This is a genomic window from Microbacterium sp. 22296 (genome assembly GCF_052045385.1).
In the GTDB taxonomy this organism is placed as follows: Bacteria; Actinomycetota; Actinomycetes; order Actinomycetales; family Microbacteriaceae; genus Microbacterium.
In genome coordinates this window covers 164,060-190,939 of the sequence record NZ_JBQEOS010000003.1, presented here as the reverse complement: position 1 = coordinate 190,939, position 26,880 = coordinate 164,060, and the positions used below count along the sequence as shown (strand labels likewise).

The 26,880-nt window shown below is 70.0% G+C and carries 26 protein-coding genes, 2 tRNA genes and 1 pseudogene; 16 read left to right on the top strand and 13 right to left on the bottom strand.

Going from position 1 to position 26,880, the window contains the following annotated elements; genetic code table 11:
* Positions 1 to 10: 10 nt before the first annotated feature.
* The 11 genes and pseudogenes from ACTJJP_RS07285 to ACTJJP_RS07235 form a co-directional block, all read left to right on the top strand.
* Positions 11 to 118 (top strand): annotated as a pseudogene (locus ACTJJP_RS07285) (DUF4244 domain-containing protein); the annotation flags it as partial.
* Positions 115 to 444: a TadE family type IV pilus minor pilin gene (locus ACTJJP_RS07280; RefSeq protein WP_440774354.1), complete on the top strand. Its 330-nt coding sequence runs from the start codon at positions 115 to 117 to the stop codon at positions 442 to 444. The pseudogene ACTJJP_RS07285 and the gene ACTJJP_RS07280, both read left to right, overlap by 4 nt.
* Entirely contained in the window at positions 444 to 773 is a 330-nt protein-coding gene (locus tag ACTJJP_RS07275) for an Rv3654c family TadE-like protein (protein WP_440774353.1), read from the top strand. Before ACTJJP_RS07280 ends, ACTJJP_RS07275 begins: the two co-directional genes overlap by 1 nt.
* Positions 774 to 833: 60 nt before the next feature.
* A complete protein-coding gene (gene topA / locus ACTJJP_RS07270; protein ID WP_440774352.1) occupies positions 834 to 3,779 on the top strand; it encodes a type I DNA topoisomerase in 2,946 nt (981 codons plus the stop codon).
* The gene (tmk, locus tag ACTJJP_RS07265) at positions 3,776 to 4,450 is read left to right on the top strand and encodes a dTMP kinase (RefSeq protein ID WP_440774351.1); all 675 of its coding nucleotides are present in this window, start codon (positions 3,776 to 3,778) and stop codon (positions 4,448 to 4,450) included. Before topA ends, tmk begins: the two co-directional genes overlap by 4 nt.
* 202 nt (positions 4,451 to 4,652) lie before the next feature.
* On the top strand, positions 4,653 to 5,831 hold the full coding sequence (locus ACTJJP_RS07260; protein WP_440774350.1) for a DNA polymerase III subunit delta': 1,179 nt from the start codon (positions 4,653 to 4,655) through the stop codon (positions 5,829 to 5,831).
* A 35-nt stretch (positions 5,832 to 5,866) separates the two neighbouring features.
* Entirely contained in the window at positions 5,867 to 7,369 is a 1,503-nt protein-coding gene (locus ACTJJP_RS07255) for an alpha/beta hydrolase (protein WP_440774707.1), read from the top strand.
* Positions 7,366 to 8,085, top strand: coding sequence for a deoxyribose-phosphate aldolase (gene deoC / locus ACTJJP_RS07250; protein ID WP_440774349.1), 720 nt, complete (start codon positions 7,366 to 7,368; stop codon positions 8,083 to 8,085). The genes ACTJJP_RS07255 and deoC overlap by 4 nt, the downstream gene beginning before the upstream one ends.
* Before the next feature lie 77 nt (positions 8,086 to 8,162).
* Positions 8,163 to 8,235, top strand: a tRNA-Thr gene (locus tag ACTJJP_RS07245).
* A 233-nt stretch (positions 8,236 to 8,468) separates the two neighbouring features.
* Complete coding sequence (locus ACTJJP_RS07240; protein WP_440774348.1) at positions 8,469 to 8,864, top strand: hypothetical protein; 396 nt, start codon at positions 8,469 to 8,471, stop codon at positions 8,862 to 8,864.
* A gap of 121 nt (positions 8,865 to 8,985) precedes the next feature.
* Positions 8,986 to 9,564, top strand: coding sequence for an isochorismatase family protein (locus ACTJJP_RS07235; RefSeq protein ID WP_440774347.1), 579 nt, complete (start codon positions 8,986 to 8,988; stop codon positions 9,562 to 9,564).
* Positions 9,565 to 9,571: 7 nt separating this feature from the next.
* On the opposite strand, the gene ACTJJP_RS07230 is transcribed toward ACTJJP_RS07235, so the two are convergent.
* The 3 genes from ACTJJP_RS07230 to ACTJJP_RS07220 form a co-directional block, all read right to left on the bottom strand.
* Complete coding sequence (locus tag ACTJJP_RS07230) at positions 9,572 to 10,672, bottom strand: PAS domain-containing sensor histidine kinase (RefSeq protein WP_440774346.1); 1,101 nt, start codon at positions 10,670 to 10,672, stop codon at positions 9,572 to 9,574.
* Positions 10,673 to 10,786: 114 nt separating this feature from the next.
* Complete coding sequence (locus ACTJJP_RS07225; RefSeq protein WP_440774345.1) at positions 10,787 to 12,376, bottom strand: molybdopterin-dependent oxidoreductase; 1,590 nt, start codon at positions 12,374 to 12,376, stop codon at positions 10,787 to 10,789.
* A 179-nt stretch (positions 12,377 to 12,555) separates the two neighbouring features.
* Complete coding sequence (locus ACTJJP_RS07220; RefSeq protein ID WP_440774344.1) at positions 12,556 to 13,494, bottom strand: DMT family transporter; 939 nt, start codon at positions 13,492 to 13,494, stop codon at positions 12,556 to 12,558.
* 80 nt (positions 13,495 to 13,574) lie between these two features.
* Here ACTJJP_RS07220 and ACTJJP_RS07215 point away from each other — a divergent pair, with 80 nt between their 5' ends.
* Positions 13,575 to 14,063, top strand: a complete 489-nt coding sequence (locus ACTJJP_RS07215) for an Lrp/AsnC family transcriptional regulator (protein WP_440774343.1) — start codon at positions 13,575 to 13,577, stop codon at positions 14,061 to 14,063.
* Positions 14,064 to 14,254: 191 nt separating this feature from the next.
* Here the strand turns inward: ACTJJP_RS07215 and ACTJJP_RS07210 are convergent, their stop codons facing one another.
* The 4 genes from ACTJJP_RS07210 to ACTJJP_RS07195 all read right to left on the bottom strand — a co-directional run bounded on the left by ACTJJP_RS07210 (position 14,255) and on the right by ACTJJP_RS07195 (position 17,802).
* Entirely contained in the window at positions 14,255 to 14,440 is a 186-nt protein-coding gene (locus tag ACTJJP_RS07210; RefSeq protein ID WP_440774342.1) for a hypothetical protein, read from the bottom strand.
* Between the two features lie 100 nt (positions 14,441 to 14,540).
* A complete protein-coding gene (locus ACTJJP_RS07205; protein WP_440774341.1) occupies positions 14,541 to 15,581 on the bottom strand; it encodes an aldo/keto reductase in 1,041 nt (346 codons plus the stop codon).
* 170 nt (positions 15,582 to 15,751) lie between these two features.
* Positions 15,752 to 16,813 (bottom strand): methionine synthase, encoded by a 1,062-nt coding sequence (locus ACTJJP_RS07200; protein WP_440774340.1) that lies wholly within the window; start codon positions 16,811 to 16,813, stop codon positions 15,752 to 15,754.
* Positions 16,810 to 17,802 carry a putative oxygenase MesX gene (locus ACTJJP_RS07195; RefSeq protein WP_440774339.1) on the bottom strand — a complete coding sequence of 331 codons (993 nt, stop codon included), beginning with the start codon at positions 17,800 to 17,802 and terminating at the stop codon, positions 16,810 to 16,812. Before ACTJJP_RS07195 ends, ACTJJP_RS07200 begins: the two co-directional genes overlap by 4 nt.
* A gap of 126 nt (positions 17,803 to 17,928) precedes the next feature.
* On the opposite strand from ACTJJP_RS07195, the gene ACTJJP_RS07190 reads away from it, so the two are divergent.
* The 3 genes from ACTJJP_RS07190 (at position 17,929) to ACTJJP_RS07180 (ending at position 19,770) form a co-directional block, all read left to right on the top strand.
* Complete coding sequence (locus ACTJJP_RS07190; protein ID WP_440774338.1) at positions 17,929 to 18,870, top strand: LysR family transcriptional regulator; 942 nt, start codon at positions 17,929 to 17,931, stop codon at positions 18,868 to 18,870.
* Between the two features lie 37 nt (positions 18,871 to 18,907).
* Entirely contained in the window at positions 18,908 to 19,411 is a 504-nt protein-coding gene (locus ACTJJP_RS07185; protein ID WP_440774337.1) for a hypothetical protein, read from the top strand.
* A gap of 194 nt (positions 19,412 to 19,605) precedes the next feature.
* A complete protein-coding gene (locus tag ACTJJP_RS07180; protein WP_440774336.1) occupies positions 19,606 to 19,770 on the top strand; it encodes a hypothetical protein in 165 nt (54 codons plus the stop codon).
* 33 nt (positions 19,771 to 19,803) lie between these two features.
* Here ACTJJP_RS07180 and ACTJJP_RS07175 read toward each other — a convergent pair whose 3' ends face one another.
* The 3 genes from ACTJJP_RS07175 to ACTJJP_RS07165 all read right to left on the bottom strand — a co-directional run bounded on the left by ACTJJP_RS07175 (position 19,804) and on the right by ACTJJP_RS07165 (position 22,866).
* Positions 19,804 to 20,997, bottom strand: coding sequence for a low temperature requirement protein A (locus tag ACTJJP_RS07175; RefSeq protein WP_440774335.1), 1,194 nt, complete (start codon positions 20,995 to 20,997; stop codon positions 19,804 to 19,806).
* Between the two features lie 247 nt (positions 20,998 to 21,244).
* Complete coding sequence (locus ACTJJP_RS07170; RefSeq protein ID WP_440774334.1) at positions 21,245 to 21,406, bottom strand: hypothetical protein; 162 nt, start codon at positions 21,404 to 21,406, stop codon at positions 21,245 to 21,247.
* A gap of 14 nt (positions 21,407 to 21,420) precedes the next feature.
* Positions 21,421 to 22,866 (bottom strand): glycosyltransferase family 2 protein, encoded by a 1,446-nt coding sequence (locus tag ACTJJP_RS07165; protein WP_440774333.1) that lies wholly within the window; start codon positions 22,864 to 22,866, stop codon positions 21,421 to 21,423.
* A 325-nt stretch (positions 22,867 to 23,191) separates the two neighbouring features.
* Here ACTJJP_RS07165 and ACTJJP_RS07160 point away from each other — a divergent pair, with 325 nt between their 5' ends.
* Positions 23,192 to 24,646, top strand: a complete 1,455-nt coding sequence (locus tag ACTJJP_RS07160; protein ID WP_440774332.1) for a hypothetical protein — start codon at positions 23,192 to 23,194, stop codon at positions 24,644 to 24,646.
* A 63-nt stretch (positions 24,647 to 24,709) separates the two neighbouring features.
* Here the strand turns inward: ACTJJP_RS07160 and ACTJJP_RS07155 are convergent.
* The 3 genes from ACTJJP_RS07155 to ACTJJP_RS07145 form a co-directional block, all read right to left on the bottom strand.
* Positions 24,710 to 24,785, bottom strand: a tRNA-Lys gene (locus ACTJJP_RS07155).
* A gap of 40 nt (positions 24,786 to 24,825) precedes the next feature.
* On the bottom strand, positions 24,826 to 25,824 hold the full coding sequence (locus ACTJJP_RS07150; protein ID WP_440774331.1) for a FecCD family ABC transporter permease: 999 nt from the start codon (positions 25,822 to 25,824) through the stop codon (positions 24,826 to 24,828).
* Positions 25,821 to 26,870 (bottom strand): FecCD family ABC transporter permease, encoded by a 1,050-nt coding sequence (locus tag ACTJJP_RS07145; protein WP_440774330.1) that lies wholly within the window; start codon positions 26,868 to 26,870, stop codon positions 25,821 to 25,823. The genes ACTJJP_RS07150 and ACTJJP_RS07145 overlap by 4 nt, the downstream gene beginning before the upstream one ends.
* Between the last annotated feature and the right edge of the window lie 10 nt (positions 26,871 to 26,880).

Genomic DNA, 26,880 nt, shown 5'->3' with positions numbered 1-26,880 from the left:
GAGGGGTCGGACGATGGCGGCCGTCGCCTTCGCGGGCCTGCTGGTCGTCATCATGCGCAGCGACGAGGTCCGCGGCATCCTGACCGATCTGGTCCGGCGCGCGCTCACCGTGCAATGACGCGTCGACAGCTCGATGACCGGGGAGCCGTCACCGCCGAGTTCGCGGTGGCCCTGCCGGCGGTGATCATCGTCCTCGCGCTCGGCGTCGGCGTCCTCGGATCGGCGGCGGCGACGGTACGTCTGCAACACGCCGCGACGGAGGCCGCGCGGCTGCTCGGCCGGGGTGACGCCGAGGCCCTCGCGGGAATCGCCGCGACGGGCGGAACGGCGTCCGTCGACCGTCACGACGGGCTGGTGTGCGTGGCGGCGGCGGCGCCGGTTGCGGTGGGACCGCCGCTGCCCGCCGTCACGGCCCGAGCGTGCGCGCTCGACGGAGGCCGTTGATGGCGGGCAGCGTCTCGATCGTCGGCGTTGTGGCGACGTTGGTGGCCGTGACCGTGTCGCTCGGGATCGCGGGCGCCGCGGCGATCGAAGCGCAGCGGGTGGCCGGTGTCGCCGACGCGGCCGCGCTCGCGGCGGCAGACGCCGTGAGCGGAGCCGTGCCGGGCGAGCCGTGCGAGCAGGCCGGCCGGATCGCCGCGGCGAACGAGGTCCGCCTGACCCAGTGCGATCTGGAGGGTCTCATCGCCACCATCTCCGTCGGTGGGGCGTACGGTGGAATTCCATTCGATGCGCGCTCCCGGGCCGGACCTCCCGAACCGTCCGCCCCGTGAGACCTCCCGGAACCCGAACAGGGAGGCGTGTGTATGGTGTGCATCGACGAAAGGACCCCAGTGGCAAACGGCAAGAAACTCGTCATCGTCGAGTCCCCGACGAAGATGAAGTCGATCCAGGGATACCTCGGCGACGACTACGAGGTGCTCAGCTCGGTCGGTCACATCCGCGACCTGGCGTCGAAGAAAGAGATCCCGGCCGACAAGAAGGCGGCGTACGGCAAGTACTCCATCGATGTCGAGAACGACTTCGACCCCTTCTACGTCGTGAACGACCGCAAGACCAAGACGGTCGCCGAGTTGAAGCGCGCGCTCAAGGGTGCCGACGAAGTCCTGCTCGCCACTGATGGTGATCGCGAGGGCGAGGCCATCGCGTGGCACCTCTTGGAAGTACTCAAGCCCAAGGTCCCCGTCCGTCGCATGATCTTCCACGAGATCACCAAGGACGCCATCCAGGACGCCGCCGAGCACACACGCGAGCTCGACGTCTCCCTCGTCGATGCCCAGGAGACGCGTCGCGTGCTCGACCGGCTCTACGGCTGGGACGTCTCCCCGGTGCTATGGCGCAAGGTCGGTTCCGGACGTGAGGGTACGGCGCTGAGTGCCGGCCGCGTCCAGTCGGCGGCGACACGCATGGTCGTGGAGCGCGAGCGCGAGCGCATGGCGTTCGTCTCGGCTTCGTACTGGGACGTCGAGGCGCTCGCCTCCCGATCGGGCTCGTCGTTCACCACGCGACTCAACCGCCTCGACGGCGCCCCCATCGCGCGCGGCGGCGACTACGACGACCTCGGCCAGCTCAAGAAGGCCGTCGTCGTCCTCGACGAGACCGAGGCCCGCGCCTTGGCCGATGCCATCACCGAGGCCGGGCGTGCCACCGTCGCCAAGGTCGAGGCGAAGCCGGGCACGCGCAGCCCGCGCGCCCCCTTCACCACCTCCACCCTTCAGCAGGAGGCGGGTCGCAAGCTCTCCATGAGCGCCAAGCACGCCATGGGCGTCGCTCAGCGGCTCTACGAGAAGGGCTTCATCACCTACATGCGTACCGACTCGGTCGCCCTGTCGGGTCAGGCCGTTTCGGCTGCGCGCGCGCAGGCCGTCGCCCTCTACGGCGACAAAGCGGTGCCGGCGAACCCCCGCGTCTACAAGAGCAAGTCGAAGAACGCGCAGGAGGCGCACGAGGCCATCCGTCCGTCGGGCGAGACCTTCCGCACGCCGGCATCGCTCGCCTCGTCGCTCGACCGCGACGAGCAGAAGCTCTACGACCTCATCTGGAAGCGCACCGTCGCCAGTCAGATGGCGGATGCCAAGTACGAGACGACCACGGTCACCCTCACGGTGGATGCCGGGGCCAAGGTCGCCGAGTTCACGGCATCCGGAACCGTCTACACCTTCAAGGGATTCCTCGAAGCGTACGAAGAGGGCGCCGACGAGAAGCGCAACGATGACGACGCCGACCAGTCGCTCCCGGCTGTCGCGGTGGGCGACGAACTCGCGGTCAGCGACGTGGAGCCCAAGGGGCACAGCACCTCGCCGAAGCCCCGCTATACCGAAGCGAGCCTGGTCAAGGCGCTCGAAGAGAAGGGGATCGGTCGCCCGTCGACCTTCGCCAGCATCATCGGCGTGATCCTCGACCGCGGGTACGTCACCAAGCGCGGTCAGGCCCTCGTTCCCAGTTGGCTCGCGTTCAGCGTGGTGCGACTGCTCGAGGAGCACTTCGCCGACCTGGTCGACTACGACTTCACTGCCGCCCTCGAAGACGATCTCGACGCCATCGCGCGCGGCGAGCAACGACGCACCGAGTGGCTGAAGTCGTTCTACTTCGGGTCGGACAAGCAGGTGGGCCTGCGCCACATCGTGGACAATCTCGGTGAGATCGACGCGCGCGAGCTGAACTCGACGCGGATCACCGACACCGCCACCCTGCGCTTCGGCAAGTACGGACCGTACCTGGAGATCACCGATCCAGCAGCCGATGCCGAGGCGAAGCCGCGGATCGTCAACATCCCCGAGGATCTCGCGCCCGACGAACTCACTCCCGCCAAGGCGCAGGAACTCATCGACGCCCCCGTCGCGGGTGACCGGGTGCTGGGGGAGAACCCCGAGAACGGCAAGCTCGTCGTCGTCAAAGACGGCCGCTTCGGCCCCTACGTGCAGGAAGTGGATGCCGAGGAGCCCGACGAGGTCGACCAGGCCACGGGCGAGGTCGTCGAACAGCCCAAGAAGCGGGGAGCGAAGAAGGAAGCGGCTCCCAAGCCGCGCACCGCGTCGCTGTTCCGGTCGATGTCGGTCGACACCGTCGATCTCGACACCGCACTGCAGCTGCTCTCGCTCCCGCGCGTCGTGGGCACCGACCCCGAGACCGGTGCCGAGATCACCGCGCAGAACGGCCGCTTCGGTCCCTACCTGAAGAAGGGGACCGATTCCCGCTCACTCGACGACGAGAAGCAGATCTTCGACATCACCCTCGAACAGGCGCTCGCCAAGTACGCGGAGCCCAAGTACGGCGCGCGCCGGGCTTCGAGCGCGCTGAAGGAGTTCGACGCGGATCCCGTCAGCGGCAAGCCGATCAAGCTCAAGGACGGCCGGTTCGGTCCGTACGTCACCGACGGCGAGACCAACGCAACAGTTCCCCGCGGCGAGAACGCATTGGAGATCACCTTCGAGCGCGCGATCGAACTCATCGCCGACAAGCGGGCGAAGGGACCGGCTCCCAAGAAGGCGGCCCCGGCCCGCAAGACCGCGGCGACGAAGACCGCGGCGACGAAGACCGCGGCGACGAAGACCGCGGCGACGAAGACGGCGGCCACCAAGACCGCGGCGACGAAGACCGCGGGAGCGAAGACGACGGCGACTCGGGCGACGGCGACGAAGTCGACCGCGACGCGGACGACCGCGGCGAAGGCCCCGGCGACGAAGACGCCCGCGACCAAGGCTGCCGCGACCACGGCCGCAGCGACGTCGACGACGGGCACCACGACCCCGCGCAAGGCGCCGGCGAAGACGTCGTGACCGACGACCTCACCCGGCCGCTGCACGCCCCCCGGGCCGCGGCGGCCGGGGGGCCCGGGCTGTTCATCACCTTCGAGGGCGGGGACGGCGCGGGAAAGACCACGCAGGCGTCGCTTCTCGAGCGCTGGCTCGAGGAGCGGGGTCGGCGGGTCGTGCGCACCCGCGAGCCGGGTGGAACCGACGTCGGTGTGCGTATTCGTGACATCGTCCTGCATCACCGCGGCCACATCGACGCCCGCGCCGAGGCACTGCTCTACGCCGCCGATCGCGCGCATCACATCGCCACGCACGTGCGTCCGGCCGTGGCACGTGGCGACGTCGTCATCCAGGACCGCTACCTCGACTCGTCCGTCGCCTACCAGGGCGCCGGCCGGGTCCTCGACGCCGACGACGTTCGCGCGCTGTCGCTGTGGGCGACCGACGGACTGCTCCCCGACCTGACCGTGCTCCTCGACCTCGACCCCGCCGCTGCGCGCCGCCGTCTCGACGCCGACGACAAACCCTTCGACCGACTGGAGGCGGAGAAGGAGGACTTCCACGCGCGCGTGCGCGCCGGTTTCCTCGCCCTCGCCGACGCCGAACCCCGGCGTTTCCTCGTGCTCGACGCGGAAGCGGCCCCCGGCGACCTCGCCGCCCTCGTGCGCGCGGCGGTCGCGGAGCGTCTGGACTGAGCCGCGCAGGCGGCGGTGCGGGATGCCGCTGCGGGCGACGCGTCGAGGTCTGACGCGGGCGCGGCGCAGACGTCGGACGATCCGCAACGGCATCCATCGTCCCTGGCTCGCGGCGCACTCGGTGCTCCCCGCCCACACCGCCGAGGTTTTGCACAGCCGAACGCCAGCGGCGGTGTCCGACCCCGCGGTTAGGCTGGAGCCCATGTCCGTCGCCCTCGATCCGTCCCCGCAGGCCGTCGGCCCGGCGCCCTTCCCGTGGGACGCCGTGTGGGGGCAAGACGAGGCGGTCGCATCGCTGCGCGCGGCGGCATCCACCCCCTCCTCCCTCGCGCACGCCTGGCTCATCACCGGCCCGCCCGGGTCGGGGCGCTCCACCCTCGCCTATGCGTTCGCCGCCGCGCTGATCGCCGACCCGGGCGATGAGCGCGGCCAACGTCAGGTGCTCGCGCGCACGCACCCCGATCTGACGGCATTGCGCACGGAACAGGTCGTGATCCGGATCGACGAGGCCCGTCGCCTCGTCGAACGTGCGTCGTTCGCGCCGTCTCTCGGCAGGCACCGCGTGATCGTGGTCGAAGACGCCGATCGCATGTCGGAGCGCACGTCCAACGTGCTTCTGAAGGCTCTCGAGGAACCGCCCGAAAAGACCGTCTGGGTGCTCTGCGCGCCGAGCGACGCCGATCTGCTGCCCACCATCCGTTCACGGGTGCGGGTACTCCGCCTCCGCGAACCGTCGGTCGCCGACGTCGCAGCGCTCATCGTCGAGCGCACCGGTGTCTCCGCCGAGATCGCCGAGGAGTCGGCTCGCCACGCGCAGCGCCACATCGGTATGGCCCAGCGTCTCGCGACCGACGACGACGCACGGGCACGCCGCGCCGAAACACTCTCCGCCGTCCTCGCGGTGCGGGGCATCGGCGACGCCGTCGACGTCGCGGGTCGCATGGTGCGCCTGGCCACCGAGGACGCCAAGGCCCTCACCGCCACCCGCGACGAAGAAGAGCGCCGGTCGCTGCTGCGCATGCTCGGCGTCGCCGAGGGCGCCGCCGTGCCGCCCTCGGTGCGCGGGCAGGTCAACGCCCTCGAAGACGACCAGAAGCGCCGGGCCACCCGCAGCCTCCGCGACGGTATCGACCGGGTGCTCACCGATCTGCAGTCGCTGTTCCGCGATGTCGTGATGATCCAGTACGGCCGTGAGGGGGATCTCGTCAACAGCGAGCGGATCGACGCCCTGCGCTCCCTCGCCGCGGAGTGGACGCCCGCCCGCACCCTCGGTGTGCTCGATCGCATCACGGTCACGCGCCGCAACCTCGAACAGAACGCCGCCCCGCCGCTGGCGCTGGAGAGCCTCATGATCACCGTGGCGAACGGTTCGGCACCGTGAGCCTGCGCCGTCGCGTGACCGCCGTCATCGCGGGGATGGCGGGTCTCGCCCTCGTGCTGAGCGGGTGTCTCTACGCTCAGATCCCGCCGATGGCGCCCGACACGGAGCGCTCGCTCGCGCCGCAGACCGACGGCATCGAGGCGTCCCTCCTGCCGTACTACGGCCAGACGCTGACGTGGAGCGACTGCGGCAGCGTCGGCTTCGACTGCACGACGGTCACCGCCCCCCGCGACTACGCGGATCCGTCTGCCGGTGACCTGCAGCTGGCCGTGATCCGCCATCGTGCGACATCGGGTCAGCCGCTGGGGTCGTTGCTCACCAATCCCGGGGGACCGGGCGTGAGCGGAGTCGACACCGTGCGCGACTCGCTGTCGCTGGTGGCCGACGAGACCCTCACCGCCTCGTACGACGTGATCGGGTTCGACCCGAGGGGGGTCGGGCAGTCGTCGGCCGTGACCTGTTACGACGCGGCCGATATGGACGCCTTCCTGTACGACGTCCCGCCGGGGAAGCGGGGGAGCGACGAGCGCGACGCCGCGCTCGAGCAGCGTCAAGCAGATTTCGCCCGAGCGTGCGAGGCGGGGAGTGATGGCATCCTGCCCTACATCTCGACCGAGAACGCCGCGCGCGACATGGATCTGCTGCGCGCGGTCCTGGGTGACGCGAAGCTCTCCTACCTCGGCTTCTCGTACGGTTCGCTCCTCGGAGCCACCTATGCCGGCCTGTTCCCCGAACGCGTCGGGCGGATGGTGCTCGATGGCGGCATCGATCCGAGCCTCCCCGGCAGTGCGAGCGGCATCGCTCAGGCCGTGGGCTTCGAGAACGCACTGCGCGCCTTCATGGCCGACTGCCTGACGCGTTCGGACTGCCCGTTCGCGGGCTCCGTCGATGACGCGATGAGCGACCTGAGCGCGCTGCTGGAGCGGGTCGACGCGCGTCCGCTGACCAACGGCGACGGCCGCAGCCTCGGCGCGGACACCCTCGTGACGGCCGTCCTCGCCGCTCTGTACAGCGATCAGAGCTGGCCGTATCTGCGCACCGCCCTCACCGACGTGCAGAACGGTGACGCGTCGGTCGCCTTCCAGCTGGCCGACTTCTACAACGGACGCGAGAACGGGCAGTACTCGAGCAACACCCTCGAGGCGCTGAGGGCGTACAACTGCGTCGACTATCCCGACGAGGCCGACACCGACGACGAGGCGCTCGAGGCGGAGCTCGAACAGAAGGCGCCTGTCGTGGCGCCCTACTGGGTGGGTCCCGACCCGTGCGCCGCGTGGCCCGCGCCCCCGACGGGGACGCGCGCCGAGATCACCGCGCCCGGCTCGCCGCCCATCGTCGTGCTCGGCACCACCGGTGACCCGGCCACGCCCTATACCGAGGCGCAGGCGCTCGCCGATCAGCTCTCGCAGGGCGTGCTCGTGACCTACGTCGGCGAAGGCCACCTCGCCTACAACAAGGGAAACGCCTGTGTGAACGGCGCCGTGGACGACTACCTCGTCGACGGCACCGTGCCCGAGGCGGGACTGCGCTGCGAATGACGACCTCGCCTACGCTTGGTTCGTCACACCCCGAGGAGAACCCTATGACCGCGCCCACCGCCGACCTGGCGACGTACATCGACCACACCCTGCTCAAGCCCGAGGCCACCCGTGCCGACGTCGAACGACTCATCGCCGAGGGCGCCGCGCTGGGTACCTACAGCGTCTGCATCTCGCCGTCGTTCCTGCCGGTGGAGGTGCCCGAGGGGGTGAAGCTCGCCGTCGTCTGCGGTTTCCCCAGCGGCAAGCACCATGCCGAGATCAAGGCGGCCGAGGCGGCGCTGTCGGTCGCTCAGGGCGCTGACGAGATCGACATGGTGATCGACGTGGGCGCCGCCGTCGAGGGGCGCTACGACACCGTCGAGGCCGAGATCCGCGCGGTGCGCGACGCCGTCCCGGCGCCCACGGTGCTCAAGGTCATCATCGAGTCGGCGGCTCTGAGCGACGAAGCCATCGTGGCCGTGTGCGAGGCGGCGGTGGCCGCAGGAGCCGACTTCGTCAAGACCTCCACGGGGTTCCACCCGGCCGGCGGCGCCAGCGTTCACGCGGTCGAGCTGATGAAGCGCACGGTCGGTGATCGGGCCGAGGTCAAGGCCTCGGGCGGTGTACGCACGCGGGACGCCGCCGAGCAGATGATCGCCGCGGGAGCGACGCGCCTGGGCCTGTCGTCCAGCCGCGACATCCTCGCCGACAGGACCGCGAGCGGCGACTACTGACCGCTCCATCGGCTGTGTGCGTCCGAGTGCGCTGAAGCATGTAAACTCGATGATCGTGCACGCGACAGCGCGCACGTGCCGCCTTAGCTCAGACGGCAGAGCGATTCACTCGTAATGAATAGGTCAAGGGTTCGATTCCCTTAGGCGGCTCCGAAGGCCCTCACCCGCTTCCACCGGGTGGGGGCCTTTTCCCGTCTGCCGGGATCGCGACGCCCGCCTGAGCGGTGCGCGTGCGCTCGCCGGAGCGGAAGTCATCCGGTCGGTTCGAGCCTCCGCGACACCATCCCGGTGCCGAGAGGCCGCGGGGCCGGCGAACCCGACCGATAAGCTGGCAGACCCACCCCCACGACGGTCGTGCCCGTCCGCTACCCGCTGGAGTGCCCGTGTCGAATGCGATCGACGCCCTCATCGAGATCTTCACGTGGGTGGGCCTGGGCGCGGGTCTGCTGCTCGCCCTCGCCGCGGTGTTCCTCCTGCTCGCCGACGGCACGTGGATGCCCGCCCGGGCCGTGGTGGAGCGTGTCGACGAGGGGCGGGTCGTTCGGTGGTTCGACCATGACGGCGGCGTGAACGAGGCGGCGCTGTCAGCGCACGACGACGCCAAGGTGGGGTCGGCCGACATGATCGACATCTTCTATCGGCGGGGGAGCGAGCACCGCATGCGCCTGACGCGCTCCTCGCCGCTGGTGCGGTTCGTGTCGTTGCTGGCGGTGGGGGTGCTGGCGCTGGGGGTCGTGGCTTTCGTCGTCTCCGTCGTGATGCTCTTCGTCCGCGGCTGAGGATCCACGCGTCAGGTGTCACCTGGTGGCCCTCGAAGCGGGGCCGGACGGATGCCGACGCGATCGACCCCGACGTCTCGATCCGGGGCGCGGGCGGACGACGCGCGCGTAGGCTCGACGCATGACCCGTGCCCTGTTCATCGTCGACGTGCAGAACGACTTCACCGAGCGCGGTGCCCTCGGAGTCGAGGGCGGTGACGCGGTCGCCGAGCGGATCTCGCGCTACCTCGGGGCCCATGCCGACGATTACGCGCTCGTCGTCGCCTCGCGCGACTGGCACAACGGCGACGACGACAACGGCGGGCACTTCTCGTCCGAGCCCGATTTCGTCGACACGTGGCCGGTGCACTGCGTCGGCGGCACGTACGGCGCCGCCTACGACGACGTGTTCGACACCTCGCGCGTCACCCACCACCTCAAGAAGGGGCAGGGAAAGCCCGCGTACTCCCTCTTCGAGGGCGTCTCCGACGGCGGCGAGACCGCGGCGGAGATCCTCGACGCCCACGGCATCCGCGACATCGACGTCGTCGGCATCGCCACCGACTACTGCGTGCGGGCGTCCGCTCTCGACGCCTTGGCGGCCGGGCGCCGCGTGCGCGTGCTCACCGACCTCGTCGCGGGCGTGCATCCCGTCTCGAGCGACGCCGCATTGACCGAGATCGCCGCGGCAGGAGCGGAACTGGCCGTCTCCGAGGACTGAAACCGGGTCAGCACGACAGCGAGTCGTCGGAGCGGGGAACCGTGATCGTCACGGTCGTCCCCTCGCCCGGGACGCTGGTGATGCGCAGCATGCCGCCGTGCTCGCCGGCGATGCGCCGTGCCTTCGTCAGACCACCTTCGTCGGCACCGTCTTGCGCATCGCCCGTGCGTCCGCGGTTGCCGTCCTGCATGATGGCGACCAGATCATCGGCGCGGATGCCGCGCCCACGATCGTGCACGCGGACGGCGGCACCCTCGTCGGTCTCGTACGCATCGACGTCGATGACGTCGTCGGAGTACTTGGCGGCGTTCTCGAGCACGTGCGCGACCGCGTTGCGCAGTCCTCTCCCGTCGGCGCAGACGGGCACGGCATCCATCTGTCCGAACACGACGCGGCCGTGCGTGTCACCGGGGAGCACGAGCGTGACCGCGTCGCGCGCGACCGCGTCGAAGGTCTCGCTCCGCCGGCCCCGCCGAGCGGGCGTGTCCGCGACGCCCCCGAGCGTCTCCGTCACCACGAGGATGCGGTCGGTCGCCTCCGCCGCGAGCCGCAGCACGCGATGGTCGGGACCGAGCTCGTCGCCGAGGAGCGCGAGGAGTTCGTGCAGCGCCGTCGCGGGGGAGAGCAGATCACGAGCCACGGCACGCCGTGCGGCGGCGCGGTCGTCCGACGCCTGCTTCTCGCTCGTCAGGTCGCGCACGATCTTCACGAACCCGAGCACCTGACCCTGGTCGTTGCGGATCGCCGAGATGGTCACGCGCGCCCAGAACTCGCTGCCGTCGTTGCGGACCCGCCACCCCGTGTCCTCGACGTGACCGTCGCGCTGAGCGGCGGCGAGCAGGTGATCGGGTACGCCGCGGCGACGGGCGTCCTCGCGGTAGAACTGCGAGAAATGGCATCCGATGATCTCGTCTTCGGTGTAGCCCTTGATCCGCTCGGCGCCCAGGTTCCATCCGCGCACGAAGCCACCGCTGTCGAGCTTGACGATGGCGAACAGGTCGACCTGTTCGTCCCAGTCACGCGGTATCGATCGGCGGATGCTCGCCAGGGCGTGCGGGGCGCGGCCGGAGAGTTCTCCCGGCGGCTGCCCGCCGGGGACGACGCTCATACCCGCGCTCGGCGAGGGAGGGGCGAACGTTCGGGAGGCATACAGCGATCATGCCCGAGCCGACCGGTCGTCCGACAGCGATTGACACCGCGCCACCGGTGCGCGTCCGCCCCGTTACGACGAGACGGTGACCAAGGTGCGCTGCCAGCCGCTCGAACCGTCGGGGGCGATGGGAGCCTGATCCTGGATCTGCAGGTTGCCCTGCTTGTCGGTCGCGCGCACCGCGATGTAGTGCGACCCGGGCTCGGCGTTCCAGTCCAGCTTCCACTGCACCCACGACTGGTCGTTGATGGGTGTCGACAGCTGCGTCTCCTGCCAGTCGCCGTCGTCGATGCTGACCTCGACCTTCGCGACGCCCACGGGCTGCGCCCAGGCCATGCCGGCGATGACGATCGCTCCGGCGGTGACCGGGGCACCGATCTTGGGGGTGTCCACGCGCGAGGACATCTTGATGGGAGCCTCGGCGGAGTACCCGCGGGGGGTCCAGTACGCCTCGTCGCGGTCGAATCGCGTCACGGTGAGCTTGGTGACCCACTTCGTCGCCGACACGTAGCCGTAGAGCCCCGGGACCACCATGCGCACGGGGAACCCGTGGTCGAACGGCAGCGGGTCGCCGTTCATCGCGACGGCGAAGATGGCATCCAGGTTGTCGTCGGTCAGTGACGACAGGGGAGTGGATGCCGTATACCCGTCGACGCTCTCCGACAGCACCATGTCGGCGTCGGCTTGCACGCCCGCCATACGCAGCACGTCACGGATGGGGACACCGGTCCAGATGGCGTTGCCGACGAGACCGCCGCCGACCTCGTTCGAGACGCAGGTGAGGGTCACGCCGTACTCGTCGAGTCCCATTCCCACCAGTTGGTCGAAGCTCAGCTCGATCGGGTTGTCGACCATGCCGTCGATCGACAGGCTCCACGTGGTCGGGTCGACGTTCGGCACGGTCAGGGCGGTGTCGACGCGGTAGAAGTCGTCGTTGGGCGTGATGATCGGAGTGAGGCCGTCGATCTCCCAGTTCGCCCCGTCGGGCACCGTGACGGTGGTGCGCGCCGCGGGGAGCCGCAGCGCGTCTCGCGCCGCAGCCACCGACGAGGTGGTGGCGTTGAGGATGCGCGAGCCCACGCCGACGAGCACGGCACCGATCGTCGAGATGCCGGTGAAGAGCAGGAACTGTCGGCGGTTCGTGCCGGCGATGCGGGAGTCGTCGTCGCGGGCCGCGTCGACCCACCGCTTCAGGCGCGCGACGGCGAAGACGAGGACGAAGATCCCGGCGATCGTTCCGAGGACCGGGGGCAGCCACGCGAGGGCTCCGGCTCCGGTGCGGGTGATGATCGCGGCCGTGGCCAACGCTCCGCCGATGCCGATGAGCACCGCGCCGACCGGACGGAACCGGTACTGCAAGATTCCGGCCACGGCTGCGGCGACGGCCGCACCCACGCCGACGCCCGCGAGGAGGGCGATCTTGTCGGTCTCGCCGAACAGGGTGATCGCGAGCTCCTTCAGCGGGCGCGGCACGATGTCGACGATGAACGAACCGACCGCCAGCACGGGGCTGGCCGAGCGGGCGACGAGGGCGGCGAACAGTTCCGCGACAGCGAGAAGGACGGCGGCCGACGCGATGCCGGCGAGGGCCGCCCAGATCCACGCGTGCGGGCGGCGCACCCCGGTCGCATCGTCGGTGTGGGCCGCGGTCTGAGTGGTCATTGCATCCTCGTTTCCGGGTGCCACGCACGCGCGACCCCGCCTCGTATCTTGTTCGGAGCGGAAGGGGGATCGGATGCCACGCCCGAGGCCCGTGTTCGCACCCTCGCGCTGTCGTCGGCGGGGCGGGGTCGGCGCCAGGGTCGGCGGGCGAGGTCGGCGCCGGGGGTCGGCGGACGAGGTCAGCGCCGCGGGCCGGCCGAGGTCCGCGCCGCGTGGGCCGGGGCGAGCGCGAAAGCCACGACCCCCGACACGATCAGCACGAGCGCGATGCCGAGTCCGGCCGTGAGCGGCTCGCCGAGGAGGGGGACGGCGACCAGCGCGGTGAGCACGGGGCTGAGGGCGCCGGCTGCGGCGGTGATGCTGCTGCCGAGGTTCTTCACGGCTACGACGTAGCAGGCGGTGGACAGCATGCCGGTGCCCACGCCCTGCACGAGGGCGTAGGCCCCCCACGCGGGCACGTCGACGGTTCCGCTGAAGAGCTGCGACGGCAATGCTCCGGCCGCGGTGAGCACGAGCGCCGCGATGAACGAGGTGAGCGAGACGAGGGCGATGACCCCCAGCGGGTCGAGTCGCGTGCGCGACAGCCCGATCGTGTAGGCCGCCCAGACGAAGCCCGCCGCCATCAGGACGGCTATTCCGTCCGGACCGGCGGGGCCGCCGGTGAGGGTGGCGCTCACGGCGATCCCGACGACGATGGCTCCGAGGGCGATCAGGCGGCGGCGGGAGACCGACGAACGAAAGGCGAGGAAGAGCAGCAGCGTCACGAACAGGGGCACGGTACCGGGCACGAGCAGTCCGGTCAGCGCCGCCGAGGTCAGGTGCGCCCCCCAGGCGAACAGCAGGAAATGGGGGAGTCCTGCGAGCAGCACGAGAGCGATCACGCGGACGCGCTCGCCCCGCAGGCGCCGTAGGGTCCGGGGGATCCAGGGGGCGAGGGCGATGGCCGGCACCCCGAAACGCATGATCGCGGCATCTCCCATGGTCATTCCGGTCGTCTCGAGCGCGCGCGTGGACAGCGCGAACGACGACCACAGGCAGACGACGGCGGCGACGGCGACGACGCCGACGATCGTTCGGCGCGGCACCGCGGTGGGGCGAGGGAGGGCGAACGTCGTCACCCTGCGAGCGTAGGAAGGATGGCGCGGCAGGCGATTGCGGATATTGCGTGGGAGGGGCCTTCGTTGGCAGAATCTGCTGAATGACCGGCTTGGACGTGATCGACCGACTCATCCTCGCCGAGCTGCAACGCGACGGACGGCTCACGAATCAGGAGTTGGCCGATCGCGTCGGGCTCTCGCCCTCGCCGTGCCTGCGCCGCGTCCGCCGTCTCGAGGACACGGGCGTGATCTCCGGATACCGCGCGGTGGTCTCGCCCAAGGCCGTCGACCTCGAGATCACGGCCTTCGTGCGACTGCGTCTGGCCTCGCACGAGGGCTCGACCGTGGACGCGGTGGAAGAACGGTTGCGCGCCATCCCGTGGATCGTCGAGGCGCACCTGCTCGCCGGCGATTGGGACTACCTCGTCCGCGTCGTGACCCCCAGCTTCGACGAGTACGAGCGTCTGCTGCGCGAGCACCTCCGAGCGATTCCCTCACTGTCGTCGATCGACACGACCTTCGCCTTCGGGGTGACGAAACCCCTGTCGCCGCTGCCTGTCCACCGCGACGTGACGGTCCGCGCGCCCTGACGCCCCGACACGAGGGGCCGGGCGTCCGGCACGCCGGTTCCGTCGGACCGCGCGTTCATACCCGGGGAGTGACACCGACCACCGCCGCACCGATGCGGATCCGTGCTCAACGATCACGGCATCCACGTCCCCTCGCGTCCCTGCTGCCTCGCACCGAGGACCGCGCTGAACGCGAGGGGAACGCCGTCCGATCAGCGCGCGCGACGCTGCTTGGCGAGCTTGGCCACCACCCGGCGCCGCACCTTCTGCACCTTCGGGTCGTTCCACACCCGGTATGCGACGGTACCCGCGGCGACCGCACGCCCGATCGCTGTGCGTGCCAGCACCGCCCCGGCCAGTCCTACCGCTCCGGTTCCGATCCACCGTCCGACACCCATGGCGCCTCCTTCTGTCGCGTCTGGAGACTCCAGCAGACAGGATCGGATGACGGATGCCGGCACGCTTGCGCCCCGCCGCCCGGTGTGCTGCGACGCCGGCTCAGGCGATGCGCTCGCCCATCCCGGCCGCGAACGGCTCGAGGGCGGCGACGACGTCGTCGGGCAGGGGCGTGGAGCTGGCGGAGACCGCGTCGTCGATCTGGCTCGTGCGCGAGGCGCCGATGATCGCGGTGGTGACGACAGGGTCGCGCAGCACCCAGGCGACGGCGAGTTGCGGGATCGAGAGGCCGGCCTCACGGGCGACGCCGTCGATGCCGCGGATGCGCTCGAGGTAGTCGTCGGTGAGCGCCGAGGCGTCGAGGAACCGGCTGTCGGCGGCGCGGGAGTCGGCGGGCACCGTCCCGTCGAGGTACTTCGCGGTGAGCAGGCCCTGCGCGAGCGGCGAGAACACGGCGCTGCCGACGGCGAGCTCGCGCAGCGTCGGGAACAGCTCGGCTTCCGGGGTGCGGTCGAACAGCGAGTACCGCGGCTGGTGGATGAACAGGCGCACGCCTTCGGCGGCCAGCAGCTCGTGCGCACGACGGGTGAGGTCGGCGGGGTAGTTCGAGATGCCGGCGTAGAGGGCTTTGCCGCTGCGCACGATGTCGACGAGGGCGTGCACGGTCTCTTCGATCGGCGTGTCGGGGTCGACGCGGTGCGAGTAGAACACGTCGACGTAGTCGGTGCGCATGCGCGTCAGGCTCTGTTCGAGTGAGCGCACGAGGTACTTGCGCGATCCGCCGTCGCCGTAGGGACCGGGCCACATGTCGTACCCGGCCTTGGTCGAGAGGAACAGCTCGTCGCGGTAGCGGCGCAGGTCGCTGTCGAGCACCGTCCCGAAGGTCGACTCCGCCGCCCCGTACGGCGGACCGTAGTTGTTGGCGAGATCGATGTGCACGACGCCCCGATCGAAGGCGTGCCGCAGGATGTCGCGCTGCACGTCGAGTGGACGCGCGCTGCCGAAGTTCTGCCAGAGGCCGAGCGAGATGCGGGGGAGCGGGATGCCGCTGGAGCCCGCGCGCAGGAACGGCACGTCGTCGTAGCGGGTGGCGGCGGCCTCGAACGGAGAGGTCAGGCGGGGGTCATCGGCGTCGATGGGCATGGTGCTCCTCGGAGGGCGCGGGCGGGTTGCCTCGACTCTGCCATGCCCGACCCGTTCTCGCTCGCCCGCGGGTGACGCCTGCCGTGACGCCTCGGCATCCTGGCGGCCGCGGACGCGGAGACGGCCCGGGATGCCGTGGCATCCCTCGCGAGCTCCGATCGAGGCGCCGGTCAGGAGGCCGCGCCGGCCAGCTCCTCGCGCAGCAGCCGCGCTCCCGCGGAGAGCGCGCTGATCTTGTCGAACGCGACCTGGCGAGGCAGCGGCGCCATACCGCAGTTAGAGCTGGGGATGAGCTTGTCGGCGTCGACGAACCGCAACGCGCGACGCAGGGTCTCGGCGACCTCCTCGGGGGTCTCGATGCGCTCGCTGGCGACATCGAGGGCGCCGAGCATGATCTTCTTGCCGCGGATGAGTTCGATCAGGTCGATCGGCACGTTCGAGCGGTGGCTCTCGAGCGAGACGATGTCGAGAGTGGACTGCTGCAGCAGGGGGAACGACTCCTCGTACTGACGCCACTCCGACCCGAGCGTGGCCTTCCAGTCGGTGTTCGCCTTGATCCCGTACCCGTAGCAGATGTGCACGGCCGTCTGGGCGTTCAGGCCCTCGGCAGCGCGCTCGAGGGCGGCGACGCCCCAGTCCTTCATCTCGTCGAAGAAGACGTTGAAGGCGGGCTCGTCGAACTGGATGATGTCGACCCCGGCGGCCTCGAGCTCTCGCGCCTCCTGGTTAAGGATGGTGGCGAACTCCCACGCGAGCTTCTCACGGCTGCGGTAGTGGCGGTCGGCGAGCGTGTCGATCATCGTCATGGGGCCGGGCAGCGCCCACTTGATGGGTCGATCGGTCTGCGCGCGGAGGAACGCGGCATCCTTCACGAACACGGGCGCGCGGCGGCTCACTTCGCCGACGACGGTCGGCACGCTCGCGTCGTACCGGTCGCGGATGCGGACGGTCTCGCGGTGTTCGAAGTCGACACCCTCGAGGTGCTCGATGAAGGTCGTGACGAAGTGCTGACGGGTCTGCTCGCCGTCGCTGATGATGTCGAGGCCGCGACGCTCCTGCTCCTGCACCGCGGAGCGCAGGGCGTCGTGCTTGCCCTCGACGAGCACGTCGCCCTCGAGCTCCCATGGCGACCACAGCACCTCGGGCTTGGCGAGCCACGCGGGCTTGGGGAGGCTTCCGACCGTCGAGGTGGGCAGGAGCGTCGACGCGGCGGTCGTTCCTTCGCGGGTCATCGGGCGGCCAGAGCGTAGTCGGCGGCCCACTGGTCGAGGATCGCGCGGTGCGGCTTCACGAAGTGCTCCTCGGCGTAACGGCCCTGTACGACGGCGAGTTGACTCCGTTCGACGCGGTCGTACGTGACCTCGGTCGGCTCGAAGTCCGCGGCCTCGAGGCTCGGGCGGTAGACCTCGCCCGCGGGGACGCGGGCGTTGTAGATCTCGGGACGGTAGATCTTCTGGAAGGTCTCCATGGTGCTGACCGTGCCGATCAATTGCAGATCGGTGTAGTCGCTCAGCAGATCCCCCCGGAAGTAGAACGCCAGGGGTGCGACGCTGCCGCGCGGCATGAAGTAGCGCACCTGCAGCCCCATCTTGCCGAAGTACTGGTCGGTCAGCGACGAGGTGGCATCCTGCGCGTACTCCACCCCCAGGGCGGGGTGCTCGACGCCGGTGCGGTGATAGGTGCGGCTCGTCGAGACGCTGATGCAGATGACGGGCGGGAGCGGGAACCGCTCGCGGTAGGCCGCGGAGTCGAGGAAGTGCGAGAACAGCTTGCCGTGGAGGTCGCCGAAATCGTCGGGAACCGAGAAACCACCCGCGGCGGCCTGGGCTGCGGGGAGCACGATGCTGAAGTCGTAGTCGCGCAGGTAAGACGAGAAGTTGTTGCCGACGATGCCCTGGTGGCGCTCGCCGGTGAGCGTGTCGAGGATGTGCACCTCGAGCACCTCGATGACGGGGAACTCCTCGTCGGCGCCGTCGGAGAACTGCAGCTGAACGGAGATGATGTCGAGCTCGACGCGGTAGCGACCGGAGTCCGGACCGTCGCCGGACGCGAGGTCGTTGCAGCGACGGTCGATCATCGACAGGGCGTTACGCAGGTTCTGCTGACGTCCGTCTCCGCGGGCGAGGTTGGCGAAGTTCGTCGTGACGCGCGATCCCTCGGCGGGTGCGTAGTCCTCGTCGAAGCGGGTGGTGGTGATGCGGAACGTGATGTCGTTCGACATGGGGATGCCAATCCGGGGGAGCGGGAGACCGGGCGGGTCTCGAGAGAAGTCGGTGTCCTCATCGTGCAGGGGGAGAGGGGGCATCGGGTAATTCCGCGACGCTATGCCCTGCTATAGCCTCTCCCTATGCCCAAGCGGACGAGCGGCATCACGCTGCAGCAGCTCCAGTACTTCATCGAGGTCGCCGCCGAGGGGTCGATCAGCGCAGCCGCCGATCTGCTGTTCGTCGCCCAGCCGACGATGTCGGCGGCGATGCGCGACCTCGAGACGCGGGTGGGGCGCGATCTGCTGACCCGCTCCGCCCGCGGCGTGACCCTCACCGTCGACGGCGTCGAGTTCCTCGGATACGCACGTCAAGTGGTCGAGCAGGCCGAGCTTCTCGAGCAGCGTTACCTCGGCCGCCCGCCCTCGCGGCGCCTTCTCGGCGTCTCGGCACAGCACTACTCCTTCGTCGTCGACGCGTTCGTCCGCATGGTGAAGGCGACGGATGCCGCGGAGTACGAATTCTCGCTCCGGGAGACGCGGACGTTCGACATCATCGAAGACGTCCGGACCCTCCGTAGCGAGCTCGGCATCCTGTTCCGCAACGATTTCAACCGCAACGTGCTCGACAAGCTGCTGCGCGATTCGGGGCTGGTCTTCCACCCGCTCTTCGTTGCCGCGCCGCACATCTTCGTCTCACGGCGGAACCCGCTGGCATCCCGAGCCCGGGCGACCCTCGACGACCTCGCAGGTCTGCCCCGGCTCACCTTCGACCAGGGCGCGAACAACTCCTTCTACTTCGCCGAGGAGATCCTCTCGACCCTGTCGAGCGCGCAGGAGATCCGGGTGTCCGATCGCGCGACGATCTTCAACCTCATGATCGGCCTCGACGGCTACACCATCTCGACCGGAATCATCAGCGACGACCTCGACCCCGAGATCGTCGCCGTCCCCCTCGACGTCGACGAGCGGATCGAGATCGGTTGGATCGGACGCAGCGCGATCCCGCTGACCGAGCAGGCTCAGCGCTACCTGAGGGAGGTGCGCGAGGTGGTCGCCGGGTTCGGTGTGGCGCTGCTCGGCTGAGGATGGGAATGCGCCGTCCGGTCGGCATACTGGGGGCGTGATCATGTCGGAACGGGCCGCCCGCCCGCGTGTCCTGCGCGGCGTCTCTCTCGCCCCCGTCCTGGCGCTGACGATGCTCGCCGTCGGGTGCGCCATCCTGCCGCCCCCGGATCCGATGCCCGAGCAGGGATCCTGGACGGTCGTCGACGGGGAGGGCATCTCCGAAGACCTGCTCGCCGACGACGCTGACTTCACCGTCGAAACCGTGCTCGTCGTCTTCGCCCTGCAGGACGAGTTCGGCCCCGAGAATCTGCTGGATGTCATGTGGCCTCTCGAGGACCGCGCGATGACCGCCATCGAGTCGACGGGCCTCGGCTACCTGGACGGCAACGAGGTGGGCGACTCGGAGTACTCCCTCTACTTCTTCGGCGATGACCGCGAGGCGATGTGGAAACTGCTCGAGCCCATCATGTCGACCGCCCCCTATCCCCTGGCACGCGTCGAACTCTGGCCTCCCGGGCGAGAGGCTGAACCGCGAGTGATCCCGTTCGGCGACGAATGACGACGGGACAGACCCGGCGACGTCGGAGGACACCACCGGGGCGCGTCGGCAGATTCGCAAGCTTCCCCTGGAACACGCTCGCCGTCGCGGTTCTCTTCGCGGCGTTGCTGGTCCTGATACCGGTATCGATCGTTGATGCTCTCGCCGCGGCTGACGGCAACTGGAGTGCCAAGCCATGGCCGGACTCGAGGTGGATGTCGGATGCGACCATCTCCCAGTCCGCCTTCGCGGCCGTGCCGTTCGTGCTCATCGTGGCCGCCGGTGTGATCGCGGCAACCAGAATGTTCGTCGGCGAAGTCCGTCAGTGGCGATCACGCGGACCGAGCTTCGCTGAGCCCGACTCGGGGATGGACTGCTGACGCTCGGTCGAGATCGATCATCAGCGTGACCGGTCATCCGCCGGCGCGACGGCCGCGACGGACGCGCTCGACGGTCTCGCCTGCAGCGACACCCACGAGGAGCATCGCGCACGCGATCGACAGCCTGAGCGCATCGAAGACCGGGACGACGGATGCCGCACCCGCGAGCACGGCGAGAGCAAGAAGACCGAGAAGCTGAGGTCGCGACCAGCGACTCTCGAGGACGCGACGGAACGCCACGGTGCCGGTGAGGAAGAGGACGGGCGCGCCGACGATCACGATCGTGGTCGCGAGACCGCGCTGGTCGGGATGCGTGAGCATCTGTTTGTCGCCCACGCTCATCAGCACGATGCCCGCGATGATCAGAAGATGCACCCAGGTGTAGGCGGTGCGAGCGAGCCGGCCCGGCTCATCCGACGCCTCGATCGCTTCGGCGCCGACGCGCTCGCCATGGTCGAAATAGATCCACCAGGTGGCCGCCGCGGCGACGAACGCCGTCACCATCGCGGCGATCGATGACGTCGACGACTCCTTCTCGACGAAAGCGAAGCCCGTGACGAGCAACCCCTCGCCCAGGGCGATGAGCACGAACAGCGCCGTGCGTTCGGCGATGTGGGGGCCGGACAGGTCCCAGGACTGCAGCATCACTCTGCCTCGGCCCGGGACGGGGAACCCCAGGATCGTTCCGGCCAGTTCGACAGCGAGTGCCGCGGCCCAGAACGGCAATTGCCAGGTGAGGGGCAGCAGTGCGCCGACGATCCACAGGGCGCTGCTGGCGACCGTCCAGCCGAGCACGAGAGAGAAGTCGCGGGCGACCGCGCGGTCGTGGCGGATCGTCGCCCAGACGATGAACCCCGTGCGCCCCACCTGAAGGATGACGTACGCGATGGCGAATGCCCACGCGCGATCGCCGAAGGCCTCGGCGATCGAGACGCTCATCACGAGGGCGACGAAGGCCAGCGCGATCACCGCCCCGCGGACGGGCAGCTTCATGGGATCGAGCCAATTCGTCACCCAAGTGGTCGACACCCATGCCCACCACAAGGCGCACATCATGACGGCGACCTCCAGGGCCCCCAGCGGCGTGTGGTTCTCGGAGAGGTAGGCGGACAGCTGGGTCAACGCGAGGACGAAGACCAGGTCGAAGAACAGCTCGACGTACGTCACGCGATCCGCGCGCGCGGAGTCCGCGGGGCGCAGCACGTTCCGGGCCATCCCGAATGCCATGCCCACATCCTCGCACCGACGCCCGAGGGACCCGTAGTGCGTGAGTCCTTTACGTCGTCCGTGTCTCGGATGGTGGGAGTCGGGTGCGAACCAAGGCCCGCTGCGAACAACACGGTGGTCGTCGCCGAACACGGGGGTGGGCGCGCGTCGGCTCTCAGAGTCGGTGGATGCCGGGCGTCGGCAGTCCACGGGGCGACGGCCGCCGGCGCGTGAGCGCCGACGGCCGTCTAGGGGTGGGGTCGCTTGTTCAGGACTCGCGCGTGCGGCGGGGGAGGATGCGCATGACCGCGGTACCGGCGGCGATCAGGGCGAAGGCCGCGAGACCGAGCCAGACCGAGTTGAAGCCGGTCATGGCGAGTGCTCCCGCGCCGACGCCGGCTCCGGTGGATGAGGCGATGTTGTTGTACATGGGTGTTTCTCCGTTCACCAGTCGCGTCGACGTCGTGTCAACGCGTCCAGGTATGCCTTGGTGTGGACGATCTGTAGGAAAAGGTCGATGACGAGCTCGTACATCAGGCCGGCGAGGACCATGTGCCGCCATCCGCGGTCGCGGACGGTGACGATGCGTTCGACGATGAAGATGACGGTGACGCCCAGCCAGAACGGCTGGACCGCGAAGTTGCCCCACCCGATCGCGTAGACGATCGTGGCGAGGTAGACGTAGGTGATGACGCAGCCGATCATCGTGAGCAGCTGACGTCCCCAGTACGGTGCCGTGACCCGCGTCAGGCCGTACTGCACGCAGTTCTCGACCGCCCCGCGCTTCCACCGCAGGCGCTGGTTCCACAGCTGCCGCCACGTCGGCATGACCTCTGTCACGAGGGTGCACCCGGCGGGGCTGAGCACGTCGTAGCCGAGGTGGCGGATGGCGAAGGTGAGCTCGTTGTCCTCGGTGAGCACCGAGGTGTCGTACACGCCGCCCCGGCCGTCGCCCGCGGGCAGCTCGCCGGCCAGGCGAGCTTCTCCGATCCGGCGCAGCAGGCCGACCTGCAGCACGGCGGCGGTTCCTGTGACGACGAGACATTTTCCGCGCAGGCGCCGCACGTCGCGGGCGTAGCGCGCGTACTCGTTGCGCTGGAGGTGCCCGACGAAGCCGCCGCCCTCGCTTCCGCGGAAGACACCGCCGACGGCGCCGATGCGCCCGCGGAGGTTCTTGCGGGCGATCTCGAGGAAGTCCGGGTCCAGCGCCGAGTCGGCGTCCTGGACGAGGACCACGTCGTCTTCCCGCAGGTGGGGGAGCGTTTCGGCCAGGAACTGGTTGAGCGCTCCGGCCTTCTTGTGGGTGTTGTCGGTCGTGACGAACACCTCGGCGCCGTGTGCGCGGGCGATCTCGACCGTGCGGTCGGTGCAGTTGTCGGCGATCACGACGATGTGGTCCGGCGGGGACGTCTGGTTCTGCAGGCCCAGGATCGCGGCGGCGATGCCGTCTTCCTCGTTGTGAGCGGGGAGGGCGGCGACGAGGCTCCCGGTGCGGGCACCGGCGCGACGACGGCGCGTGGGGGTGGCGACCGGCGCCTCCGCGTCGGTCGGAAGCGGGGTCTCGAGTGCGGAGCCCGTGAACACCGAGACCTCCGTGTGCCGCTCCGCGGTCGGAGTGGTCGCGAAGACGGAGCCCTCACCGTGCCGCTTCCTCGTCGGGGTCGTCGCGAAGACCGAGACCTCGGCGTGCCGCTGCCCGGTCGCGGAGGACGCGAGGGCGCGACGCAGGCTCGGCGCCGTCGGACGATCGAGTTCGCTGATCGAGGGGGAGGTGCGGCGGCGCGAGCTCTGCGAGCGCCGAGTCGGAAGGTTCTCGGGCGCAGCCTCCCATGACGCCCGGCGCAGAGCGGGTGACGCGTGCTCGTGGGCACGCCGGGTGGTGGTCGTCATCGGGATCCTCTCGTCGCCCCGCGCACGCTCGTGCGCCGGGATGGGCTCGCCGATGGAAATCTCGCAGCCCCCGCTGCCGCTCGCGCGGACTGTCCGGTTCGCCGTGCGCTCCGAACACCGTCGAATCTATGCGGACGAATACGAGATGCGGTGAGGGGGGACGCGAGGGAAGCTCAAGATCAGCGCAAGAAAAGAAAAGCAAGAGAAAGGGCACTTCTTGCGCGATTTATCAGCATCTGCTCAGATTCATTCAAGGGTCGTGTGAAACGACGGCCGTGAGTAACGGTGATCTCTTTCGTGCGGTATTCAAGAGACAGGACTCGTCATGCTCGGTCGTTTTCCGGTGCCGCGTCGCGCGGCCGTCGTGCTCGCCCTCCTCGCTCTCGTGGCCCTTGCCGGCGCACCGGGCGCGGCCGTGGCTGCGGAGGAATCCGTGGACGCCGCACCGACGGCGGTCATCGCATCTGCGCCCGCCGACGCAACGGGGTGGTCGACGTTGCTCCGCGACGACTTCGACGGACCCGCCGGCGCCGCGGTCGGTCCGCAGTGGGAGCACGAGATCGGGACGTGGGGGACGGGCGCGGTCGACCGCACCACCGCGTCCACCGCGAACGTGTTCCTCGACGGGACCGGCGCCCTCGGCATCCGTGCTCTCCGCGATGCGTCCGGCTCGTGGACCTCGGGGCGGATCGTCACCGTCGACAAGTCGTTCTCAGCGCCCGAGGGCGGACGACTGCTCATGACGGCATCCGTTCGACTGCCCGCCGTCGCCGATCCGACCGGGTATTGGGCGGCCTTCTGGGCTCTCGGCCGCGACGCGAACGCGCAGATCGACTGGCCGCGCACGGGAGAGTTCGACATGCTCGAGGCGGTGAACGGCACACCTCAGCTCCTCCAGACGCTGCACTGCGACCTTCCCGACGGGGGTGCCTGCGACGAGCCGTTCGGCATCACCAGCGGCCTCATGGAGTGCGCGTCCTGCCTGACCGGGTTCCACACGTACTCGGCGCTAATCGATCGCACGGAGCCCGGGGCCGAACGGCTGGAGTTCTTCGTCGACGGCGTCCGCACACACGTCGTCGAGGAGGCGGAGGTCGGCGAGAGCGCGTGGGACGCAGCCATCCCCAACGACTACTTCCTCATCCTCAACCTCGCCATCGGCGGGGGGCTGCCCAACGGGGTCTGCGGATGCGACAGCGCGGCGGCGCCGAAGACCTCGGGGGGCACGATGTCGGTCGAACACGTCGCGGTGTATCGGTCCTCTCCGGCGCCGGCGGTTCCGACGATCACGGGCACCGCCACGGCGGGTTCGACCCTGGTTGCGGTCTCCGGCCGCACAGTGCCGGTGACATATCAGTGGCAAGCCGACGGCGTCGCGGTCTCCGGCGCCACGTCCGCCTCGTTCACCGTTCCGGGCGCGGCGGTCGGCAAGCGCATCTCCGTCACGGTCTCGGCCCTGGACGGATCGGATGCCGCAACCTCGCTGCCGACGGCGCCCGTCACCGCCGGCACGCTCGGCGCGGTCACCCCCACCATCAGCGGCGCCGCGAAGCTCGGGTCGACCCTGACCGCATCGCCGGGCACGTGGACGCCCAGCCCGGTCACCCTGACCTACCGGTGGAAAGCGAACGGTGTCGATATCGCCGGTGCGACGGGCAAGACGTGGAAGGTCGCCACGACGCAGGTCGGCAAACGGATCACCGTCACCGTCACCGGGAGCAAGGTCGGCTTCACCTCGGCGCAGCAGACGTCGGCGCCGACGGCGGTCGTCGTCCGTTAGGCGACCGGGTCGGCGAGGGCGAGGCCCGGATGTCCGCGGACGTCGTCGTGTTCGAGGGGGAGGTGGTGGGCCCGGAGGGGCTCGAACCCTCGACCCGCGGATTAAAAGTCCGATGCTCTGCCAACTGAGCTACAGGCCCTGATGCCTCCAGCCTACCGGGAGCCGCCGGGGCTTCGCGCTCATCGCCGCGTGCGGGCGACGATCCAGAAGAGGTAGGCACCGCCGACGACGCCGGTCAGCAGACCCACCGGGATCTGCAGGGGGGCGAGCGCACGCTGCGCCACCACGTCGGCGATGACGAGGACCACCGCGCCCGTCAGCGCTGAACCGAACAGGGGGATGCCACTGGTGCCCAGCGTCCGCCGGGCGAGCTGGGGCGCGGCGAGGGCGATGAACCCGATGGGACCCGACACCGCGGTGGCCGTTCCCGTCAGCAGCGCCGCGACCACGACCAGGAGCAGGCGCACGCGCCCGGTGTGCACGCCCAGGGAGCGCGCGGTGTCCTCGCCGAGCTCGAGCGCGCGGAGGTCCCTGTGCACGAGGGCGAGGACGACGCTCAGGATGCCGAGGGCGCCGAGCAGGAGGGCGACGTCGTCCATCGAGGTCGCGGCGAGGCTCCCGTGCAACCACTGGTCGGCGTTGCGCGCGATCTCGACGGGCGCGCGCGTGAGCAGGTAGTCGTTGACCGCCGCGAGCAGCGTGGACAGCGCGATGCCCGCGAGAATCGTCCGTTCGCGCGAGACGCCGACGCTGCGCGCGAGGAGCATGACGACCGTGACCGTGAGCAGCCCGCCCATCCACGCCCCCGCGGCGGGGGACGCGGTGGGCGCGATGACGATGAGCCCGATCAACGCGCCGGTGGCGGATCCGGCGGTGAACCCCACGATGTCGGGGCTGGCGAGCGGGTTGCGGGCGAGGGTCTGGAAGACGGCGCCGGCGAGTCCCAGGGCCGCACCGATCGCCAGGGCAGCGATGACCCGCGGGACGCGCAGGCCCATCACCACGACGCTCGTGCGGCCGTCGGCACTGCCGGCGAGGGCGGATGCCACGTCGACGAGCGACGCCTGGAACGACCCGGTCGTCACCCCGACGGTCGCGGCGACGATCGCGACGGCGACGGTGGCCGCGGTGACGAACGCGTACCGACGGTGCCGACGCGCGACGGCCGCGCGCGTCATGACGTCCCCCTCACGACGAGCCAGAGCAGCAGGGGAGCTCCGACGAAGGCGGCGACGATGCCCGCCTCGACCTCGCCCGGGAGGGCGATGATGCGACCGATCACGTCGCTGGCGAGGGTGAGTGCGGCGCCGGTCAGAGCGGCCAGGGCGAGTGAGGAGCGCACGCTGCGGCCGACGACACCTCGCACGATGTGGGCGACGAGCAGTCCGATGAAGGCCAGGGGCCCCGCGGCGGAGGTCGCCACCGCGCACAGGAGGGTGATGGCCGTACCGGCCACGACCACGACGAACGCCGGGGACACCCCGAGCGAACGCGACAGGTCGGCGCCGAGCTGCACCTGGTCGAGTCCGCGGGCGACCGCGGCGGCCAGGACGACTCCCGCGATCGCGACGGGCAGCAGCTGAGCGGCGACGTCGGGGTCACGTCGCTCGAACGAGCCGACCGCCCAGAAGCGGAACGATTCGAACGTGTCGTCGTCGGCGAGGGTGATGATCCGGACGACGGCGCCGAGGCAGGCGCTCAAGGCGACCCCCGCCAGAACGAGGCCGACCGTGTCGCCGCGTCGACCCGGCCGTGCGGCGGCGTTCACCAGGAGGGCCGCTCCCGCCGCTCCCGCGAAAGCGAACCAGACGTATCCGGCGGCCGTGCCCACGCCGAAGAACGCGATGGCGACGACGACGCCCACCGCCGCCCCGGCGTTGACGCCCAAGAGCCCCGGGTCGGCGAGGGGGTTGCGGGTGACGGCCTGCATGAGCACCCCCGCGACACCCAGGCACGATCCGGCCAGCAATGCGGTGAGCGTGCGGGGGATGCGGAGGTCGAAGACGATGACGCCGACGGCATCCCGCCGGTCCGAGAACAGTGCGGACAGGACGTCTACGGGAGCGAGAGCGCGTGACCCCACCGCGAGGCTCGCGACGACGAGGCCGATCAGCAGGACGAGGGCGACGAGGGTCAGTCCTGTCACCCGCCGCCGCGCCTCCCGCCGGCGCTCGAACAGGTGAGCCGCGGTCGCCGGGTGAGTCGCGGCGGACGGATCGAGCACGAAGGTAAGG

What these genes read in the sequence shown, in the direction of transcription:
- ACTJJP_RS07280 (WP_440774354.1), top strand. Translation starts at nt 115, where the DNA reads ATGACGCGTCGACAGCTCGATGACCGGGGAGCCGTCACCGCCGAGTTC.
- ACTJJP_RS07275 (WP_440774353.1), top strand. Translation starts at nt 444, where the DNA reads ATGGCGGGCAGCGTCTCGATCGTCGGCGTTGTGGCGACGTTGGTGGCC.
- ACTJJP_RS07260 (WP_440774350.1), top strand. Translation starts at nt 4,653, where the DNA reads ATGTCCGTCGCCCTCGATCCGTCCCCGCAGGCCGTCGGCCCGGCGCCC.
- ACTJJP_RS07255 (WP_440774707.1), top strand. Translation starts at nt 5,867, where the DNA reads ATGGCGGGTCTCGCCCTCGTGCTGAGCGGGTGTCTCTACGCTCAGATC.
- deoC (WP_440774349.1), top strand. Translation starts at nt 7,366, where the DNA reads ATGACGACCTCGCCTACGCTTGGTTCGTCACACCCCGAGGAGAACCCT.
- ACTJJP_RS07235 (WP_440774347.1), top strand. Translation starts at nt 8,986, where the DNA reads ATGACCCGTGCCCTGTTCATCGTCGACGTGCAGAACGACTTCACCGAG.
- ACTJJP_RS07230 (WP_440774346.1), bottom strand. Translation starts at nt 10,672, where the DNA reads ATGAGCGTCGTCCCCGGCGGGCAGCCGCCGGGAGAACTCTCCGGCCGC.
- ACTJJP_RS07225 (WP_440774345.1), bottom strand. Translation starts at nt 12,376, where the DNA reads ATGACCACTCAGACCGCGGCCCACACCGACGATGCGACCGGGGTGCGC.
- ACTJJP_RS07215 (WP_440774343.1), top strand. Translation starts at nt 13,575, where the DNA reads ATGACCGGCTTGGACGTGATCGACCGACTCATCCTCGCCGAGCTGCAA.
- ACTJJP_RS07210 (WP_440774342.1), bottom strand. Translation starts at nt 14,440, where the DNA reads ATGGGTGTCGGACGGTGGATCGGAACCGGAGCGGTAGGACTGGCCGGG.
- ACTJJP_RS07205 (WP_440774341.1), bottom strand. Translation starts at nt 15,581, where the DNA reads ATGCCCATCGACGCCGATGACCCCCGCCTGACCTCTCCGTTCGAGGCC.
- ACTJJP_RS07200 (WP_440774340.1), bottom strand. Translation starts at nt 16,813, where the DNA reads ATGACCCGCGAAGGAACGACCGCCGCGTCGACGCTCCTGCCCACCTCG.
- ACTJJP_RS07195 (WP_440774339.1), bottom strand. Translation starts at nt 17,802, where the DNA reads ATGTCGAACGACATCACGTTCCGCATCACCACCACCCGCTTCGACGAG.
- ACTJJP_RS07190 (WP_440774338.1), top strand. Translation starts at nt 17,929, where the DNA reads ATGCCCAAGCGGACGAGCGGCATCACGCTGCAGCAGCTCCAGTACTTC.
- ACTJJP_RS07180 (WP_440774336.1), top strand. Translation starts at nt 19,606, where the DNA reads ATGTCGGATGCGACCATCTCCCAGTCCGCCTTCGCGGCCGTGCCGTTC.
- ACTJJP_RS07175 (WP_440774335.1), bottom strand. Translation starts at nt 20,997, where the DNA reads ATGGCATTCGGGATGGCCCGGAACGTGCTGCGCCCCGCGGACTCCGCG.
- ACTJJP_RS07170 (WP_440774334.1), bottom strand. Translation starts at nt 21,406, where the DNA reads ATGTACAACAACATCGCCTCATCCACCGGAGCCGGCGTCGGCGCGGGA.
- ACTJJP_RS07165 (WP_440774333.1), bottom strand. Translation starts at nt 22,866, where the DNA reads ATGACGACCACCACCCGGCGTGCCCACGAGCACGCGTCACCCGCTCTG.
- ACTJJP_RS07160 (WP_440774332.1), top strand. Translation starts at nt 23,192, where the DNA reads ATGCTCGGTCGTTTTCCGGTGCCGCGTCGCGCGGCCGTCGTGCTCGCC.
- ACTJJP_RS07150 (WP_440774331.1), bottom strand. Translation starts at nt 25,824, where the DNA reads ATGACGCGCGCGGCCGTCGCGCGTCGGCACCGTCGGTACGCGTTCGTC.